The sequence below is a fragment of the Alcanivorax sp. IL3 genome (assembly GCF_047495465.1).
Taxonomy (GTDB): Bacteria; Pseudomonadota; Gammaproteobacteria; order Pseudomonadales; family Alcanivoracaceae; genus Alcanivorax; species Alcanivorax jadensis.
The window spans coordinates 2,665,950-2,680,253 of the sequence record NZ_CP179931.1 but is presented as its reverse complement, the minus strand read 5'-3'; the positions used below and the strand labels follow the sequence as shown (position 1 = coordinate 2,680,253).

General features: G+C 60.7%; 16 protein-coding genes and 1 other RNA gene. 11 read left to right on the top strand and 6 right to left on the bottom strand.

Annotation, left to right across the window (positions count from 1 at the left end; translation table 11 throughout):
• Window positions 1-12: 12 nt before the first annotated feature.
• The 5 genes from ACMG4M_RS12460 to ACMG4M_RS12440 form a co-directional block, all read right to left on the bottom strand.
• Window positions 13-531 carry a DUF4282 domain-containing protein gene (locus ACMG4M_RS12460; RefSeq protein ID WP_035246473.1) on the bottom strand — a complete coding sequence of 173 codons (519 nt, stop codon included), beginning with the start codon at window positions 529-531 and terminating at the stop codon, window positions 13-15.
• A complete protein-coding gene (locus tag ACMG4M_RS12455) occupies window positions 525-1,559 on the bottom strand; it encodes a DUF2804 domain-containing protein (RefSeq protein ID WP_035246475.1) in 1,035 nt (344 codons plus the stop codon). Before ACMG4M_RS12455 ends, ACMG4M_RS12460 begins: the two co-directional genes overlap by 7 nt.
• Window positions 1,556-2,368 (bottom strand): DUF1853 family protein, encoded by an 813-nt coding sequence (locus ACMG4M_RS12450; protein ID WP_052042596.1) that lies wholly within the window; start codon window positions 2,366-2,368, stop codon window positions 1,556-1,558. The genes ACMG4M_RS12455 and ACMG4M_RS12450 overlap by 4 nt, the downstream gene beginning before the upstream one ends.
• Window positions 2,365-2,913: a PadR family transcriptional regulator gene (locus tag ACMG4M_RS12445; protein ID WP_035246477.1), complete on the bottom strand. Its 549-nt coding sequence runs from the start codon at window positions 2,911-2,913 to the stop codon at window positions 2,365-2,367. Before ACMG4M_RS12445 ends, ACMG4M_RS12450 begins: the two co-directional genes overlap by 4 nt.
• Before the next feature lie 277 nt (window positions 2,914-3,190).
• Complete coding sequence (locus ACMG4M_RS12440) at window positions 3,191-3,877, bottom strand: hypothetical protein (protein ID WP_414430136.1); 687 nt, start codon at window positions 3,875-3,877, stop codon at window positions 3,191-3,193.
• A gap of 168 nt (window positions 3,878-4,045) precedes the next feature.
• Between ACMG4M_RS12440 and ACMG4M_RS12435 the strand changes: the two genes are divergently transcribed.
• The 5 genes from ACMG4M_RS12435 to ACMG4M_RS12415 all read left to right on the top strand — a co-directional run bounded on the left by ACMG4M_RS12435 (window position 4,046) and on the right by ACMG4M_RS12415 (window position 8,561).
• On the top strand, window positions 4,046-4,513 hold the full coding sequence (locus tag ACMG4M_RS12435; protein ID WP_035246481.1) for a YbjN domain-containing protein: 468 nt from the start codon (window positions 4,046-4,048) through the stop codon (window positions 4,511-4,513).
• Window positions 4,514-4,527: 14 nt separating this feature from the next.
• Window positions 4,528-5,193 carry a 2OG-Fe(II) oxygenase gene (locus ACMG4M_RS12430; protein WP_052042598.1) on the top strand — a complete coding sequence of 222 codons (666 nt, stop codon included), beginning with the start codon at window positions 4,528-4,530 and terminating at the stop codon, window positions 5,191-5,193.
• Window positions 5,142-7,196, top strand: coding sequence for a hypothetical protein (locus ACMG4M_RS12425; RefSeq protein ID WP_414430135.1), 2,055 nt, complete (start codon window positions 5,142-5,144; stop codon window positions 7,194-7,196). Before ACMG4M_RS12430 ends, ACMG4M_RS12425 begins: the two co-directional genes overlap by 52 nt.
• Window positions 7,197-7,364: 168 nt before the next feature.
• Window positions 7,365-7,814, top strand: coding sequence for an Hsp20 family protein (locus tag ACMG4M_RS12420; protein ID WP_035246484.1), 450 nt, complete (start codon window positions 7,365-7,367; stop codon window positions 7,812-7,814).
• Between the two features lie 228 nt (window positions 7,815-8,042).
• Window positions 8,043-8,561 carry a hypothetical protein gene (locus ACMG4M_RS12415; RefSeq protein ID WP_297766322.1) on the top strand — a complete coding sequence of 173 codons (519 nt, stop codon included), beginning with the start codon at window positions 8,043-8,045 and terminating at the stop codon, window positions 8,559-8,561.
• Between the two features lie 99 nt (window positions 8,562-8,660).
• Here the strand turns inward: ACMG4M_RS12415 and gap are convergent, their stop codons facing one another.
• Entirely contained in the window at window positions 8,661-9,677 is a 1,017-nt protein-coding gene (gene gap / locus ACMG4M_RS12410) for a type I glyceraldehyde-3-phosphate dehydrogenase (protein WP_297766325.1), read from the bottom strand.
• Between the two features lie 170 nt (window positions 9,678-9,847).
• Here gap and ffs point away from each other — a divergent pair.
• The 6 genes from ffs to ACMG4M_RS12380 all read left to right on the top strand — a co-directional run bounded on the left by ffs (window position 9,848) and on the right by ACMG4M_RS12380 (window position 14,240).
• Window positions 9,848-9,944: signal recognition particle sRNA small type (gene ffs / locus ACMG4M_RS12405), an RNA gene on the top strand.
• A 154-nt stretch (window positions 9,945-10,098) separates the two neighbouring features.
• Window positions 10,099-11,658, top strand: coding sequence for a DNA polymerase III subunit gamma/tau (gene dnaX, locus ACMG4M_RS12400; RefSeq protein WP_414430134.1), 1,560 nt, complete (start codon window positions 10,099-10,101; stop codon window positions 11,656-11,658).
• Entirely contained in the window at window positions 11,574-11,963 is a 390-nt protein-coding gene (locus ACMG4M_RS12395; protein WP_414430133.1) for a DNA polymerase III subunit gamma/tau C-terminal domain-containing protein, read from the top strand. The genes dnaX and ACMG4M_RS12395 overlap by 85 nt, the downstream gene beginning before the upstream one ends.
• A 28-nt stretch (window positions 11,964-11,991) precedes the next feature.
• Entirely contained in the window at window positions 11,992-12,309 is a 318-nt protein-coding gene (locus ACMG4M_RS12390) for a YbaB/EbfC family nucleoid-associated protein (protein ID WP_272961727.1), read from the top strand.
• A 12-nt stretch (window positions 12,310-12,321) separates the two neighbouring features.
• On the top strand, window positions 12,322-12,921 hold the full coding sequence (gene recR / locus ACMG4M_RS12385; protein WP_297766330.1) for a recombination mediator RecR: 600 nt from the start codon (window positions 12,322-12,324) through the stop codon (window positions 12,919-12,921).
• Window positions 12,922-13,097: 176 nt separating this feature from the next.
• Window positions 13,098-14,240: an acyl-CoA dehydrogenase family protein gene (locus tag ACMG4M_RS12380; protein WP_297766333.1), complete on the top strand. Its 1,143-nt coding sequence runs from the start codon at window positions 13,098-13,100 to the stop codon at window positions 14,238-14,240.
• Window positions 14,241-14,304 lie beyond the last annotated feature (64 nt).

Sequence of the window (14,304 nt, the reverse complement as noted above, 5' to 3'; positions counted from 1 at the left end):
GAAAGCGCCTGATCAGGCGCTTTTCCTTTCCTCTACCTGATCGGCTTTTTTGGAACGTGTCTTGGCGGGGTTGCTGGACAGTGCTCGCCAGAACGGAATGCGGCGGGTGACCGCCACCATTTCGTCGACGCTGTCGCTGATGCCGGAGAGGCGATCCACGGTATCCCTCAGGCCCACCAGTTCGTCCACATGTTCGGACATCTTGAACACCACCATGTAAAACTCCAGCAGGGCGCGCAGTACCGATGCCAGTACCAGAAACGTCAGTGGTGCGGCGAAGAAAAAGTAGAACAGCCCACGCCAGGTTGAAGCCATAAAGGCTTCCACGCAGACGTAGACCAGACCGCAGGCAATGGCTACCAGAGCGATCCCGTAGACGCCGGGCAGCACCTGAATGATCATGTATTTGTCGAACTTGAAGTTGAACAGCTCGCGCCAGTACTGCACAACCCAGAAGAGTCCGCGGCGCATACGGTCACCGAATTTTTCCGTTTGTTTTTCCGGTGTTATGTGCTGATTATTCTCTACCATTTTGCGTACTGCTCCTCGACAAAACCGTATTGCCCGTCAATGGTCAGGGTGCGTCCGTCCTTGAGTCGGAGCTCGCCATCGAAGCGGCCAAACAGCTGATTGAAATTGCTGGCAAACAGGCCCAGGTTCATCCGTTCGCGATGATTGCCATTGGGGGTGAAGCGAAGCGATACCTGCCCGCACTGACTGCGCAGGGTCCAGGGTTGCATCAGATCATCCCGGTTGTATTCAAAGATCACACCGCCGGTGGGGATCAGCTGATCGTCCACCCACAGGCAGTTTTCTGAAAATGTGGTTTCGTTGACGCCGCAGGACAGATTCAATCCCACCCGTGTGCTGCCGATCAGGGCGGACAGGCACGCCCAGTTCCAGAATGTTTCGCGGCGCATATAGCCGGCGGAAAAATCGTGGTGGCCGCTGGCGCCCAGCTCGGCCAGATCCTGGTGATTGCCGTCCTGCTGCAGGGTGCCGGTGACAGTGCGACCGGCGACTTTATTGGCGTACACCCAGCCATTGACGCCGGTGCGGGTACACAAGGACATGGGCTGATACTCCGGGCCCTCGTCCATCTGTACATTCAGCGACAGGTCCTTCAGGTCCACCCGCAGGGTTTTGCTCAGGGCGCCGTCCTGCTCCTGGTAGCCCAGGCGGATATCCACGCCGCGGCGCTGAAAGTGGCTTTCACCATGCCTTGGTGACGTGGACATGTTCAGTTCCCGGCCCAACGGCGAGCGCCAAGTATATTCTCGTAAGCGCCCGGTGCGGGGCTCAAAGATGTAAAAAAACGCCATCCCTAGGTAGGCGGTATGGGCCAGGGCACAGCCGGCCAGCAGCTCCTGGCTGATAACGCCGAAATACTGGAACTGCTTGTAATGAAAATGCCGGGCAAAACGTGGCGCGGGCTGACCCATGGGGGTGCGGTAATCAGCCTCGCGACCGTTGATGGTGGCGACGGTCTCGGGAAAGACGCCAAGGGCGACCTGGCCCTGGTTGTCTACCAGTGCCAGGGGTTGAGGCTGAAAGTTCATGTGTTTGGCCAGCTGACAGGAACAATAAAACCCGGTGTATCACGATGGCGTTGGGTCACCATGAGGGGGCGTTGACGGGTTTCAACATAGTCAATCAGGGTGGGGGTAGCAATCAAAGTGGTACTTTTGTCCGACATGAACGGACAGGGCCAGTAAGGCCGCTCAACAATTGACCATTCGCCGTCATCCAGGGCGTCGCTGGGTAGCCACCAGCCCCGTTCATGGCCCGGGTGGGGTTGCTGGCCCGAGGTGGGGGTATGCTGCCGGTAGAACAGCCGTCCCCGGCTCAGCAAGGCGGTGCCATCCGGCTGCCAACCTTGCTCGGCAAGCTGGGTGCGCACTTCCGGCATGGAGGAACGTGGCAGCTGCTGGTCGAACAGATGGCGGGCCTTGCGGTCCAGGGTGTCGTGGCTGTTGGGGCCAAACCAGGCCTGCTCTGTGCCCAGGTAAAATTTCAGGGCCAGCTCCCAGTGCCACAGCTTTCCGTCCAGGTGATCGCGGACCAGCAGGTCCAGCTCCCCCAGTGTGCGGCCCTGGTGGCGAAAGGGCAGATTACTGGCAATTCGCTCCAGATTGTTGCTGGCATCTACCATCGCGGATACCCATTGCTCGAACATCAGCCCCAGTCGTCTTGCTGGCGTGTGTGCCTGCAGACGCAGTGAGGCCCGTTCCGGCAACCCCGGGTCGAGTTGGTATTCGCGTTTTAGCAGTTCGCCTGCATCCCGGCAGGGAGAAGGGCAGGGCAGCAGGGATGGGGCCTCCACCAGCCAGCGCAGCAGGCCAGCTGGTGTATGAGAGGCTGTGGTCATGCTGAAGTGGATAGAATCTCGCGTTTGTTTAATGCCGTTTTTACCTCATCAGCCCAGTGAAGCCAGGCCTGTTGATCGAGAATACCCCGGCGCAGGGTCAGATAGGTAAACAGATCCTTTTCACGGCCCTGTTCATCCAGTTTCCTGGCCAGTGCCTCGAAGGTATGCAGACGCTCACGACGCAGATCCGCCTGGTCATCCAGCTCGCGCAGGATCGACGACGAATCCGACAGGGCGCCACCGGCAATTTTTACCATAAAGGCGTCGCGGATGCGCGGCGGGGCTGCGGGTTTTCGAAGCCATCGAATCAACTCGTCGCGGCCTTCTTCCGTGATCCGGTACAATTTCTTGTCCGGTTTGCCATCCTGGGGGATATGGCGAAATTTCACCATATGCTGGTCATTGAGTTTTCCCAGCTCCAGGTAAATTTGCTGATGGGTGGCGTTCCATACCAGCCCGATGCTGTTAGCAAATTCGCGAGCGAGGTCGTAACCGCTGGCTTCCTGATCTTGAAGCAGGACAAGTATGGCATGGCGCAAAGACACGGCTCACTCCTCGTTTTATTATGTGACGTAATACTATTTTGATAGTAGAGAGCCGTGTTATTGCTGCGCAATCCGTTGAATAAGTAGTTTTGTAAAAACTTGGTGAACTTACACCACAGCCAAAGTGCAATGTAAGTAATTGTTATCAAAAGGCATGCACTCTGTAGGCCGAGCAGGCCATAAAGGAAAAGATTGTTTCTGTCAGGCTTACAAGGCGCGAAGCAAAAGAAGTAACCCGAAATCCTGTCAGTAACGTCAGGATTTCGGATTTTGCCGATCAGGAGGAGCGGGGAGTAAGCGGGATCAACTGGCTTGCCTGAAACTCCGCGGAGGCCTTGAGCTGTTCAGCGTTCAGTTTGGGGACCAGGTTGTTGATCAGGCTGCGTGATGCCTTGCGGGTAGTTTCCACGCCCATGCTGGCCAACTTGCGCAGCACCGGGCCGAATTGCAGCAAGGCCATGGGCCGCTCGAAGTACCAGTCGATGGCCTGATCGGTCAGTGCCAGCAGGTAGCGCACCAGCTCTTGTCGCGCCTTTTCGGGATTTTCCTCGCACAGGCCGGGCAGGCTTTTCCCCAGGGCAGCCATTTCCTCATCCACCGGGAACGCCACGTACCAGAAATTCTCGCCGGGAGCGGGCTGACGAACCAGATCCATGTAGTCGGCGGCAGCGCGATTCTGCTGCAGATCCAGTTTTTTGGCGCTGCGGCTGACCACCAGGTAGGTGGTCTTGCTGATGGTCTGGGTGGTCATGCGGACCACTTTCATCATGGCCGGGGATAACTGGGCTGCCTCGGCGGCCCGGGTCAGAAAGGCGTTGAGGGCCTCGTCGATGAAGATGCCCATGATCGCTTCGATCTCCTTGGGCTCTGGCCGGGAGGCGTCACCCTGCATGCGACGGATAAAGCCGTCGGTTTTCTCATGCAGGATATCGCTGGAGCGGAAGGCAACGTGAGGTATTGTCATTATTCGGGTCCTGAAGCGAGGGATGAAGGAATCATACCCAGCCTGGCCGCGGGCTCAAATGACCGAAAATGGCGTGGCCTGACTATTCCTGATGGCACGACTCAGCTATTTCTTTTTGTGTTCCAATGGAAGATGATTCGCGCCCTGCGGGGTAGGCTAGGAGAAATCATGTTAGGCGTCGTCAATGCGGATGCGGAGCGGGTAAAACAGTGGCTCCAGCAAGCGAATATTCGGCATTACATCTGTGAGCACTGCCATGGGTTGCACCTGTCCGAGTTGCAGGAGCGCGAAGGGGTGGTGGATGCCCGTGTGTTCGTGGAAGAGGATGGCATCCTGCTGACCACCGAGCTGGAATTGCGCCCGTCGGCCCTGTTTGCCGTGCAGGCGGAGCTGACCCGGCTGAACATGGCGTATCCGTCCATCAAGCTGTTCCTGGATGTGAGCGACGATTCTCTGCCCCGGCTGGTTGCCTGCGACCTGCTGCTGGGCCGTCACGGCGTTTCCTTCGAGCAGTTCATCTACTTTGTCCAGGCCACCGTGGATGCCACGGTGCAATTGCTGGATGAAGGCCAGGAGTTTAACTGGCTGATCTGGCCGGACGAGATGGATAGTGGTGCCGGCGAGGCACTGCATTAATCGGGAGCACCAGCGTGCAAGACAATGTGGATTCACTGGGTGGCGTCGGCGGCGATCGCCTGGACGGACTTATCGACGGGTTGGTCCAGCATGGCTATGCCATTTCTCCCGGTTATTTCCCCTTGTCACTGGTGCGAGCCCTGCGCGAGGAAGCGCAGCATCGTGACCGGCAGGGTGAGTTTCAGCTGGCCGGTATTGGTCGGCGCCAGGTGCACCAGAAAGACACCCGGGTTCGCAGTGATCGGACCTGTTGGCTAAGGGGAGAAACCCTGGCCCAGTGTCAGTTGCTGGAAGGTCTGGAAAGCTTGCGGGTGGCGGTGAACCGGTCTCTTTTCATGGGGCTGTTCGAGCTGGAATCACACTTTGCCATTTACGGGCCCGGTGATTATTACCAGCGTCATCTGGATGCCTTCAACGGCAATAACGGGCGCCTGTTGTCCGTGGTGTTGTACCTGAACGAAGGCTGGCAGAGCCAGTGGGGCGGGCGCCTGCGGCTGTGGCCGGAGCCTGATGCCCAGGGCGTGGCCAGCGAAGTGGAACCCCGTGCCGGCACTCTGGTGGCTTTCCTCAGCGAGAAAATTCCCCACGAAGTCTTGGCAGCCACCCGGGAACGCTACAGTATTGCCGGATGGTTTCGCTGCAACAACACCACCGCCGACTGGCTCGATCCACCGCGCTGATACTTGCCCTGCTGCTGGGGCAGAGCGGCGCGTGGGCGACGGTCTGTGCCAACCCCGGTCGCGATGGCCAGGGCGGCAATGATGCCCTTATCAACAGCTATTTCACCGGCCGGGACACCCAGACCCTCTCCCCGGGCACCCGTACCTTTTCCCTGACTCGCCAACGCGGCCACATTCCCCTGCATGCCGGTGACCTGGCTCTGTTACTGCAAGTGCAGAGTGCTTCCATGAACACTGCCAACCGTACCGGTTATGGCCAGCTTCAGGGCCATGGCCTGATGGCCGAGTGGGTGCGGGTGGATCGTGTGGAGGGAGAACAGGTGTGGATTCAGGGCGATGGTGCCGGTGGTGGCCTGATACACAGCTATGTGAATGCACCGGCCAGCGGCGAGCAAGGTCGCCGTCGTTGGCAGCTGGTGCGGGTACCTCAGTACGAGCATTTCTCCTTGCAGCAGGATACCCGGGCGCTGCCCTGGGATGGTTACACCGGTGGTGTGCTGGCGGTGGATGTGCGCCGCAAGGTAACCCTGAATGGGCACCGGTTGTCGGTGGCGGGTGCCGGTTTCCGCGGTGGCCCGGCGTTGTCCTTGCAGGGAGCGCTGGGGCGGCCGGCTGATTGGCGCTACCCGGCGCCGTCGGTTCAGGATCGACAAGCCGCGTACGGCCATCACGCCAGCAAAGGCGAAGGCCTTGCTGGCACGCCGGTGTTGCTGATGGATACCGGTGGCGGTTATCCCGGTGGCGACATGGGGCGCGGCGCACCGGCCAATGCTGGCGGCGGAGGTAATGGCCTGGATTTATCCCACCAGCGGTTGGGTAATGGTGGCGGTGGTGGCAACGGGTCTGCCGGTGGCCATGGCCTGCCGGCGGAAGGCGGTGGCCGGGGTGGTCATCCTGCCCCCCGGGTGTTGGTATTGGGCGGTGGCGGTGGTGCTGCCGCCAGACGCCAGGGTGATGGCGGTCAGGGCGGCGCCGGAGGTGGGCTTCTGTTGATCAGGGCCGCCGGCCTGCAGGGTCAGGGGGCGCTGGATCTACGCGGCGCAGCGGGCAGTGCTGCCGGTGATGTGGGCGGTGGCGGTGGTAGCGGCGGCACCCTGTGGCTGGATCTGCCGGTCACCGATTTACTGGCGGTTACTCCCGAGCACGCGGGTGGCGCCGGAGCCAAAGGGGGCGGTCAGGGTGGCGATGGCCAGTTGCTGTCGCGAGGCGAGCGTCAGTGGTCAGGATTTCAGTCCCTGACGGTGGCGGGTGCCGAGGCAGGATTCCGTTGCCGTCCCGCCGGCCACTGGGTTACCGGCGTGTTGTTCGAGGATAACGGTGCGAGCGACGGCCAGGCCTTCAATCAGCGTCGCGATGGCGACGAGGCCCCACTGCCCGGACTGACGCTGACCTTGCAGGATCCGGCCAGCGACTGGCAAAAAACCACCACCTCCGCTGCGTCCGGTGCCTTCCAGTTCCGCTTGTCGGAAGCGCAAAGTCGTGGCCAGGCACTATGGATGTCACTCACCTTGCCGCAGGGGTGGTCGTTGCCGGTACTGTCTTCACTGAACGGCAAGCCGGGTCAGCGCCATGGCAACCAGGTTCGCTGGCAGGTGACGGCCAGCGCCGATCGCCACTCCGGGCCGCTGCCTCTGGGACTGATTGCGGAACCGGGCTGGCAGGCGCCTGATGACACGATACTGCCACCGGGGAGCACCGCAGTGCTGGCCTTTGAATACCGCGCGCCGGTGACCGGGCAGGTACAGTTCCACAGTGATCACCCGGCGGTGCGTGGTTTGTTGATGGATCGGGCCTGTTCCGGCGACAGCGAGCAATGGCAGAGCGGGCAGAATGCCGGCTGGCCGGTGACCGCCGGTGAGCGGTTGTGCGTGCGGGTGCCGGTACGTTTTGACGGTCAGCCAGCCCGCATCCCGGTGACGGCCACAACACTGCCTGATAATGCGCCTGCCGATTTTATGATTACACCCCAGCAGACCTCGGTAAAAATTCTTCCCGGGTCTTGAAAGTTTTTCCACCATCCCCATTTATTTCGCTGTGACAACCCGGCCGGTTGGAACCTTGCTGACATCGTGGATGGCAGCGGTTCCGTGTCACGCACAATTCTGTAAACCTTTTTTCAGTGGATGCCGAAAGAACCTGTGGGTCTGCTGAAGAGTATGGAGATATGTGTGATGAATACCGGATTTTCCCTTGCCCCCCTGTTTCGCCATTCCGTGGGCTTTGATCGCTTTGATGAATTGCTCGATGCCGCCCTGCGTGCGGACCAGTCCAACGGTTACCCGCCTTACGACATTATCCGCGAAAGCGATGGTCGTTACCGTATCGTGATGGCGGTGGCCGGTTTTGGTCGCGATGATATCGAGATCACGGTCCAGGAAAATGAGCTGCGCATTCGCGGTAATCTGGCGCCGCAGAATGACGGTGAGCGTACCTGGTTGCATCAGGGTATCGCCCGGCGAGCATTCGAACGTACCTTCAAGCTGGCGGATCACGTGGAAGTGGACGGCGCCGGCCTTACCGATGGCCTGCTCACGGTGACATTGAACCGTGTGGTTCCCGAGGAAAAGAAGCCCCGGATAATCCCCGTTGAAGGTGAACAATCGCCAACAAATCGTAATTAAATCGTTGCACTTTGTGACGCGTTTTCTGTGACATAGTTAAGGGGCCGATAAGGCCCCTTTTTGCTAGTTTGGGAGCGATGCGTAGCGGCATCGGCCCGATATAACCAAAGGGTCTTAAGCGGAGACTGATCATGCTCACCGGATCAGTGCAGAGTCGTTGTTATCCAGGCCAGGAGGGCCGGAACTCTGCCAACCCAATCCATTGTCAGCCACAGGGAGCGGCATGCAATGAAACGTCTGTATTACTTCGCAAAATCACTGACCTCTGTTCAGGGGATAACTACAGATCTGCGCCTGGCGGGTATTGGTGAAAACCGCCTGCATGTGATGGGCAATGACAGCTCGGCCATGGCCCAGGCCCATGTGCATACAGCTACCCCCTGGGAAGAAACCGATATCATGCACTCCGGCTTTGTGGGAGCGCTGGGTGGCATGGGTGTGGGCCTGGCGGCCGGGTTTCTGCTTGCTGGTGCGGATCCCTGGGGCATGCAGCTGGACACCGGTGCGATCATCGGCGTGACCCTGTTCGGCACCTGTTTCGGGGCCTGGCTGGGTGGCCTGCGCGGGGTATCGTCCCGCAACCATCACCTGACGCCCTATCTGGACCGGGTGGAGCAGGGTGACTACCTGATGATGGTGGATGCCGATGATGAGGTGCAGGCCAGCAAGGTGGAAAAAGTCATGCAGGGCCATCGCCACGAAGCGGAAGAAGCCGGCCGCGAGGAGCACTTCAGTCCGTTTGATTAAGACCTTTGTTGGAGCCTTGCTCGCAAGGCGAATGGCGTGACTGAACCCTTCGCCTTGCAAGCAAGGCTCCAACGGGCCTGATCATGCTGACGCCCGGTTTCAGGCGTCCATCCAATACGCTGCCACATCCAGCATGCGGTGGCTGAATCCCCATTCATTGTCGTACCAGGCCAGCAGTTTCAGCTGCTGGCCCAGTAATCGGCTGTGATTGGTATCTACCACGCAGGAGTAGGGCAGGTGATTGAAGTCGCTGGAGACCAGCGGCAGATGATTCACCGCCAATACGCCCTGCAGATCGCCATGGGCCGCATTGCTCAGTGCCTCATGGACTTGTTCCAGGGATTCCACCTGCTCCAGGGTGACGGTCAAATCCACCAGCGACACATTCAGGGTCGGCACCCTCACCGCCAGGCCATCCAGTCGTCCTTTCAGATGGGGCAGTACCAGCCCCACGGCTTTCGCGGCGCCGGTGCTGGTGGGGATCATGTTCACCGCCGCCGCCCGGGCGCGCAGCAAATCCCCGTGGGCCTTGTCCACCAGGTTCTGGTCGTTGGTATAGCTGTGGATGGTAGTCATCAGGCCCTGGCGAACCGTAAAGGCCTGGTCGAGCACTGCCACCATGGGCGCCAGACAGTTGGTGGTGCAGGAGGCGTTGGAGACAATCCGTTGTTCGCGGTTCAGTACCGAATGGTTGACCCCGTAGACCACGGTGGCGTCGGCGTCGTCCACCGGATAACTGGCGAGTACCCGCGGGGCTCCAGCGTCAAGGTGGGCGCTGAGGGCGTCGTGGCTCTTGTACTTGCCGGCGCATTCGATCACCAGATCCGGTGTCAGCGATTTCCAGGGCAGATCTTCCAGCCGGCTTTCGGCGAAACAGGGGATTCGGTGGCCGTTGATTTCCAGGTGGTTGCCGTCGTAATGCACGGAGTGGGGCCAGCGGCCGTGGGTGCTGTCGAATGCCAGCAAGTGGGCGAGCACATCAAAATCTGCCAGATCGTTAATGGCAACCAGTTCGAAACGGTCACCGGCGGGATGTTCACTGATCGCCCGGACAATACAGCGACCGATGCGGCCAAAGCCGTTGATGGCAATGCGAATCTTCTTGCTGCTTGTCATGGCACACTCTCCGTCCACCATAGACTTTCAGTGTAGACCCGGGTTGTCACCACGGCCAGCCTGATCAAGCTTTAGGCAGATGGACAGGGCGTATCTTGCAATGGCCGGTCGCTTTGGCCACAATGCGCCCTCGCTCTGCGGCTCCGGTCGCAGGCGCGTAATGGTCGACCCGTCGGTCCCCCCGCAACGACAGACTGTGAACTCCGCCAGGCCCGGAAGGGAGCAACGGTAGCAGTGGACTCGTGTGCCGGGGTGTGGCTGGCGGGAAGACCTCCAAATTCCGCTACACGCCTCACGCTTTCACGCACTCTCTAACACGCAACGACCTCCCCGCACTGTCCTCCCTCCGGGAACTTCGATAGCATAAGCGCTCTGATTCCAATCCCTTTGTATTGGCGGCCACGATTGCTGCTGGAGTGCTATGAGTTATCAGGTTCTTGCCCGGAAATACCGTCCCCGCACTTTTGATGAGCTGGTGGGGCAGGAGCACGTCTCGCGGGCCCTGATGCATGCGCTGGACCAGGATCGCCTGCACCATGCCTATCTGTTCACCGGCACCCGCGGGGTGGGCAAGACCACCATCGCCCGCATCCTGTCCCGTTGCCTGAACTGCGAGCAGGGCGTCAGTGCCCGTCCCTGTGGTGTCTGCCCTACCTGTGTAGAGATCGGCGAAGGCCGCTTCGTGGACCTGATCGAGGTGGATGCTGCCAGCCGTACCAAGGTGGAAGATACCCGCGAGCTGCTCGACAACGTGCAGTACGCGCCGACCCGGGGCCGCTACAAGGTCTACCTCATCGATGAGGTGCACATGTTGTCAGCGCATTCCTTCAACGCGCTGCTCAAGACCCTGGAAGAACCGCCGCCCCATGTGAAGTTCCTGCTGGCCACTACCGATCCGCAGAAGCTGCCGGTGACGGTGCTGTCCCGCTGTCTGCAGTTCAGTCTCAAGGCGCTGCCCGCGGAGCAGATCGCCGGCCATCTACAGGCCCTGCTGGACAAGGAAATGATCCGCTACGAGGCGCCCGCTTTGCTGGCGCTGGGCAAGGCGGCCCAGGGGTCCATGCGCGATGCGCTCAGCCTGACCGATCAGGCCATTGCCTTCGGCAGCGAGCAACTCAGCAGTGAGGCGGTGAACGCCATGCTGGGTACCGTGGATCGCAACCATGTGCTGACCCTGCTGGTGGCGCTGGCGGAACAGGAACCGGCCGGTGTGCTGCAGGCGCTGGCCACCGTCAGCGAGCATTGCCCCGGGGAACTGGCACTACTGGACGAGTTGATCAGTCAGCTGCACCAGCTGGCAGTCTGTCAGGCCGTGCCGGGCAGCCATGACGAAACCATTACCCAGCTGGCGGCGGCGCTGAGCGCCGAGCAGGTACAGCTCTATTACGATGTGGCTGTGCGTGGCCGCCGGGATCTTCAGGATGCCCCGGACAGCCGCGCGGCTCTGGAAATGCTGTTGTTGCGCATGGTGCTGTTTACCCCCAAAGGGGTCTTGCCGACCCGGGGGGAACACGCCGGCGCAAAAAAGCCTGAAGCGGCGACGCCGTCGGCACAAGCCGGCGGCAAACCGGATTTGCGAGCCCTGCTGGATCGGCCCGCTGCTGCCCCCACGCCGCCAACGCCGCCCACTTCCCAGCCCGCTGCCAGTCCGGTTGTGGAGTCGGTGCCTCAGGGGGCGCCACATCCGCCGCCTTGGCTCAGGTGGAGCGCCCAGGTCGTGAGGAGCCCAGTCAGCAGACGGCGCCTGAGCCCGTTCCATCGGAGCCCGAGCGGCCCCAGCCTGAACCGGAGCCCACAGCGGAGCCGGTGCCGGAACCCGTTGCAGAGCGGCCGACGCAGAGCGCCGCAGAAGAGCCGCCGCTGGCGCCGCTGCAGGAACCGACCAGCGAATCCGAGGTGGCCACCTGGTGGGCCGCTCTGCTGCTGCGTCTGGACCTGGACGGCACCGTGCGCAATATCGCTCGCAACGCAGTGTTGGTGAGCCGGGAAGATACGGTCTGGACCTTGCGGATCAGCACCGGGCACGAGGTACTGGTTAACCGGGAACGGCTGGACGAGTTGAGTGGTGCGCTGGAAAATTATTTCCAGCGGCGCATCCAGATCCAGGTGGATTACGAACGCCGAGCCGGCGATACCCCGGAAGCCATGGCCGAAGCCCGGCGTCAGGAACTGCTGGTTGATGCCACCCGAACCCTGCATGAGGATCCGGTGGTGCAGCAGCTGGTAAGCACCTTTGATGGCCGGCTGGACGAAGGCAGCGTAACGCCAAAAGAAACAGTGGAATAACTCCCGGTCAGTCCGGGTGGAGACAATGATGGATTTCGATATCAACTCTCTCATGCAACAGGCCCAGGCCATGCAGGAGAAGATGAAAAAGATGCAGGACGAGGCCGCCAACGCGGAAGTGACCGGTGAATCCGGTGCCGGCCTCGTCAAGGTGACCATGAATGGTCGTCACGACGTCAAGGGCGTGGATATTGATGCGTCCCTGATGAGCGAGGACAAGGAACTGCTGGAAGACCTGCTGGCCGCTGCTGTTAACGATGCCGTGCGTCGGGTGGAAAAGCAGCAGCAGGACAACATGCAGAACATGGCCGGCGGTTTTCCCTTTCCGCCGGGCTTCAAGCCGTAAGGGGCACTGTCTGTGAAGCATGCGCCGCTGGTTGACCAGTTGATTCACGCCTTTACCTGCCTGCCCGGCGTCGGGCCCCGCTCCGCCCAACGCATGGCCTATGCCCTGCTGGACCGTGGCCGGGAAGAGGGCCGCCGGCTCGGCGATGCCCTGCATGCGGCCATGGACGGCGTGCAACACTGTCAGCGCTGCCGCAATTACGCGGAAGAGGACCTCTGCCCGGTGTGCAGCGATCCCAAGCGTGATTCCGCTCTGGTCTGTATCGTTGCCACCCCGGCGGATGTGCTGGCCTTCGAGCAGTCCGGTGAATACCGCGGTCAGTACTTCGTGCTGATGGGCGAATTGTCTCCCCTGGATGGTATTGGTCCCCGGGAATTGGGGCTGGATGTGCTGGAGCAGCGCTTGAAGCAGGGAGAGATCAATGAATTGATTCTGGCCACCGGCACCACCGTGGAGGGCGAAGCCACCGCCCACTATGTGCTGGATCTGGCCCAGGAGGCCGGCATCACCGTCAGCCGTATCGCCCAGGGCGTGCCCATGGGCGGCGATCTGGAGTTCGTTGATGGCGCCACCCTGGCGCAGGCCCTGCGCGGTCGTCGTCCATTTGCGTGAAACCGGCACCAGACCTCTGTGGGAAGCGATGCTTGCATCGCGAATAAGCCCACCCGGTTAACCCAAGCATCGCTTCTCACTGAAGAGCGCCAGATACCCCTCTGGCCTCTTGCTGCTTCCCTCTGCTATGTTAGCCACCAAGCAAGCGCTAGGTCAGCTAATAAAAAGGAGGCTCTGTGAGCGCGTTGGATTATTTCAATGAAACCCACCAGATGGTGCGCGAAACCGTTCGCAAATTCGTGGAAAGGGAAATCCTGCCCCATGTGGATGACTGGGAAGAAGCCGGTGAATTTCCCCGCGAGCTTTACAACAAGGCCGCCGATGCCGGCATCCTGAGCATCAATGCCCCGGAAGAGCTCGGTGGCACCGGCGAAGATGTGTTCATGAAGATCGCCGCCTGCGAAGAGCTGGTGCGGTGTTCGTCCGGCGGCCTGTGCGCCAGCCTGGGCTCCCTGGATATTGGTCTGCCGCCGATCTGGAAGTGGGGCAGTGATGCCATGAAGCAGAAGGTGGTGCCGGAGGTGATCGGTGGACAGAAGATCTCTGCCCTGGCCATTACCGAACCCAATGGCGGCTCCGATGTGGCCAACCTGCGCACTCGCGCGGTACGCGATGGCGACCACTATGTCGTAAACGGCGCCAAGACTTTCATCACCAGCGGTGTGCGTGCGGACTATTACACCGTGGCAGTGCGCACCGGGGACAAGGGCTACGGCGGTATCAGCCTGTTACTGGTTGAGAAGGGCACCCCGGGCTTTTCCGTGGGCCGCAAGCTGAAGAAGATGGGGTGGTGGGCGTCAGACACCGCCGAGCTTTTCTTCGAGGATTGCCGGGTGCCGGCGGAAAACCTGATCGGCCCGGAAAACGGCGGCTTCTACTGCATCATGAGCAACTTCCAGATGGAGCGTCTGGTGCTGGCGGTCACCGCCAACAGCACAGCCCAACTGGCGCTGGATGAGGCCATGCGGTACGTGAAAGAGCGGGAAGCCTTTGGTCGTCCCCTGGCCGGGTTCCAGGTCACTCGTCACAAGCTGGCGGAAATGGCCACAGATGTGAAAGCCAGCACCGAGTTCACCTATCGGGTGGCTGCCAAGATTGCCGCTGGCGAAAACTGTGTGCTGGATGTGTCCATGGCCAAGAACGTGGCTACCCGTTGTGCCGACCGGGTGACCTATGATGCGGTCCAGTTGTTTGGCGGCAGCGGCTATATGCGCGGTACCGTGGTCGAACGCCTGTATCGCGACAACCGCATCCTCTCCATCGGCGGTGGCACCCACGAGATCATGAACGAGGTGATCGCCAAGCAGTTGGGGCTTTGAGTGGCAAGCTCCAAGCTTCAAGCTGCAACACGGTAAAGGGTTTTGTATTCTGAAACGCAAGAGG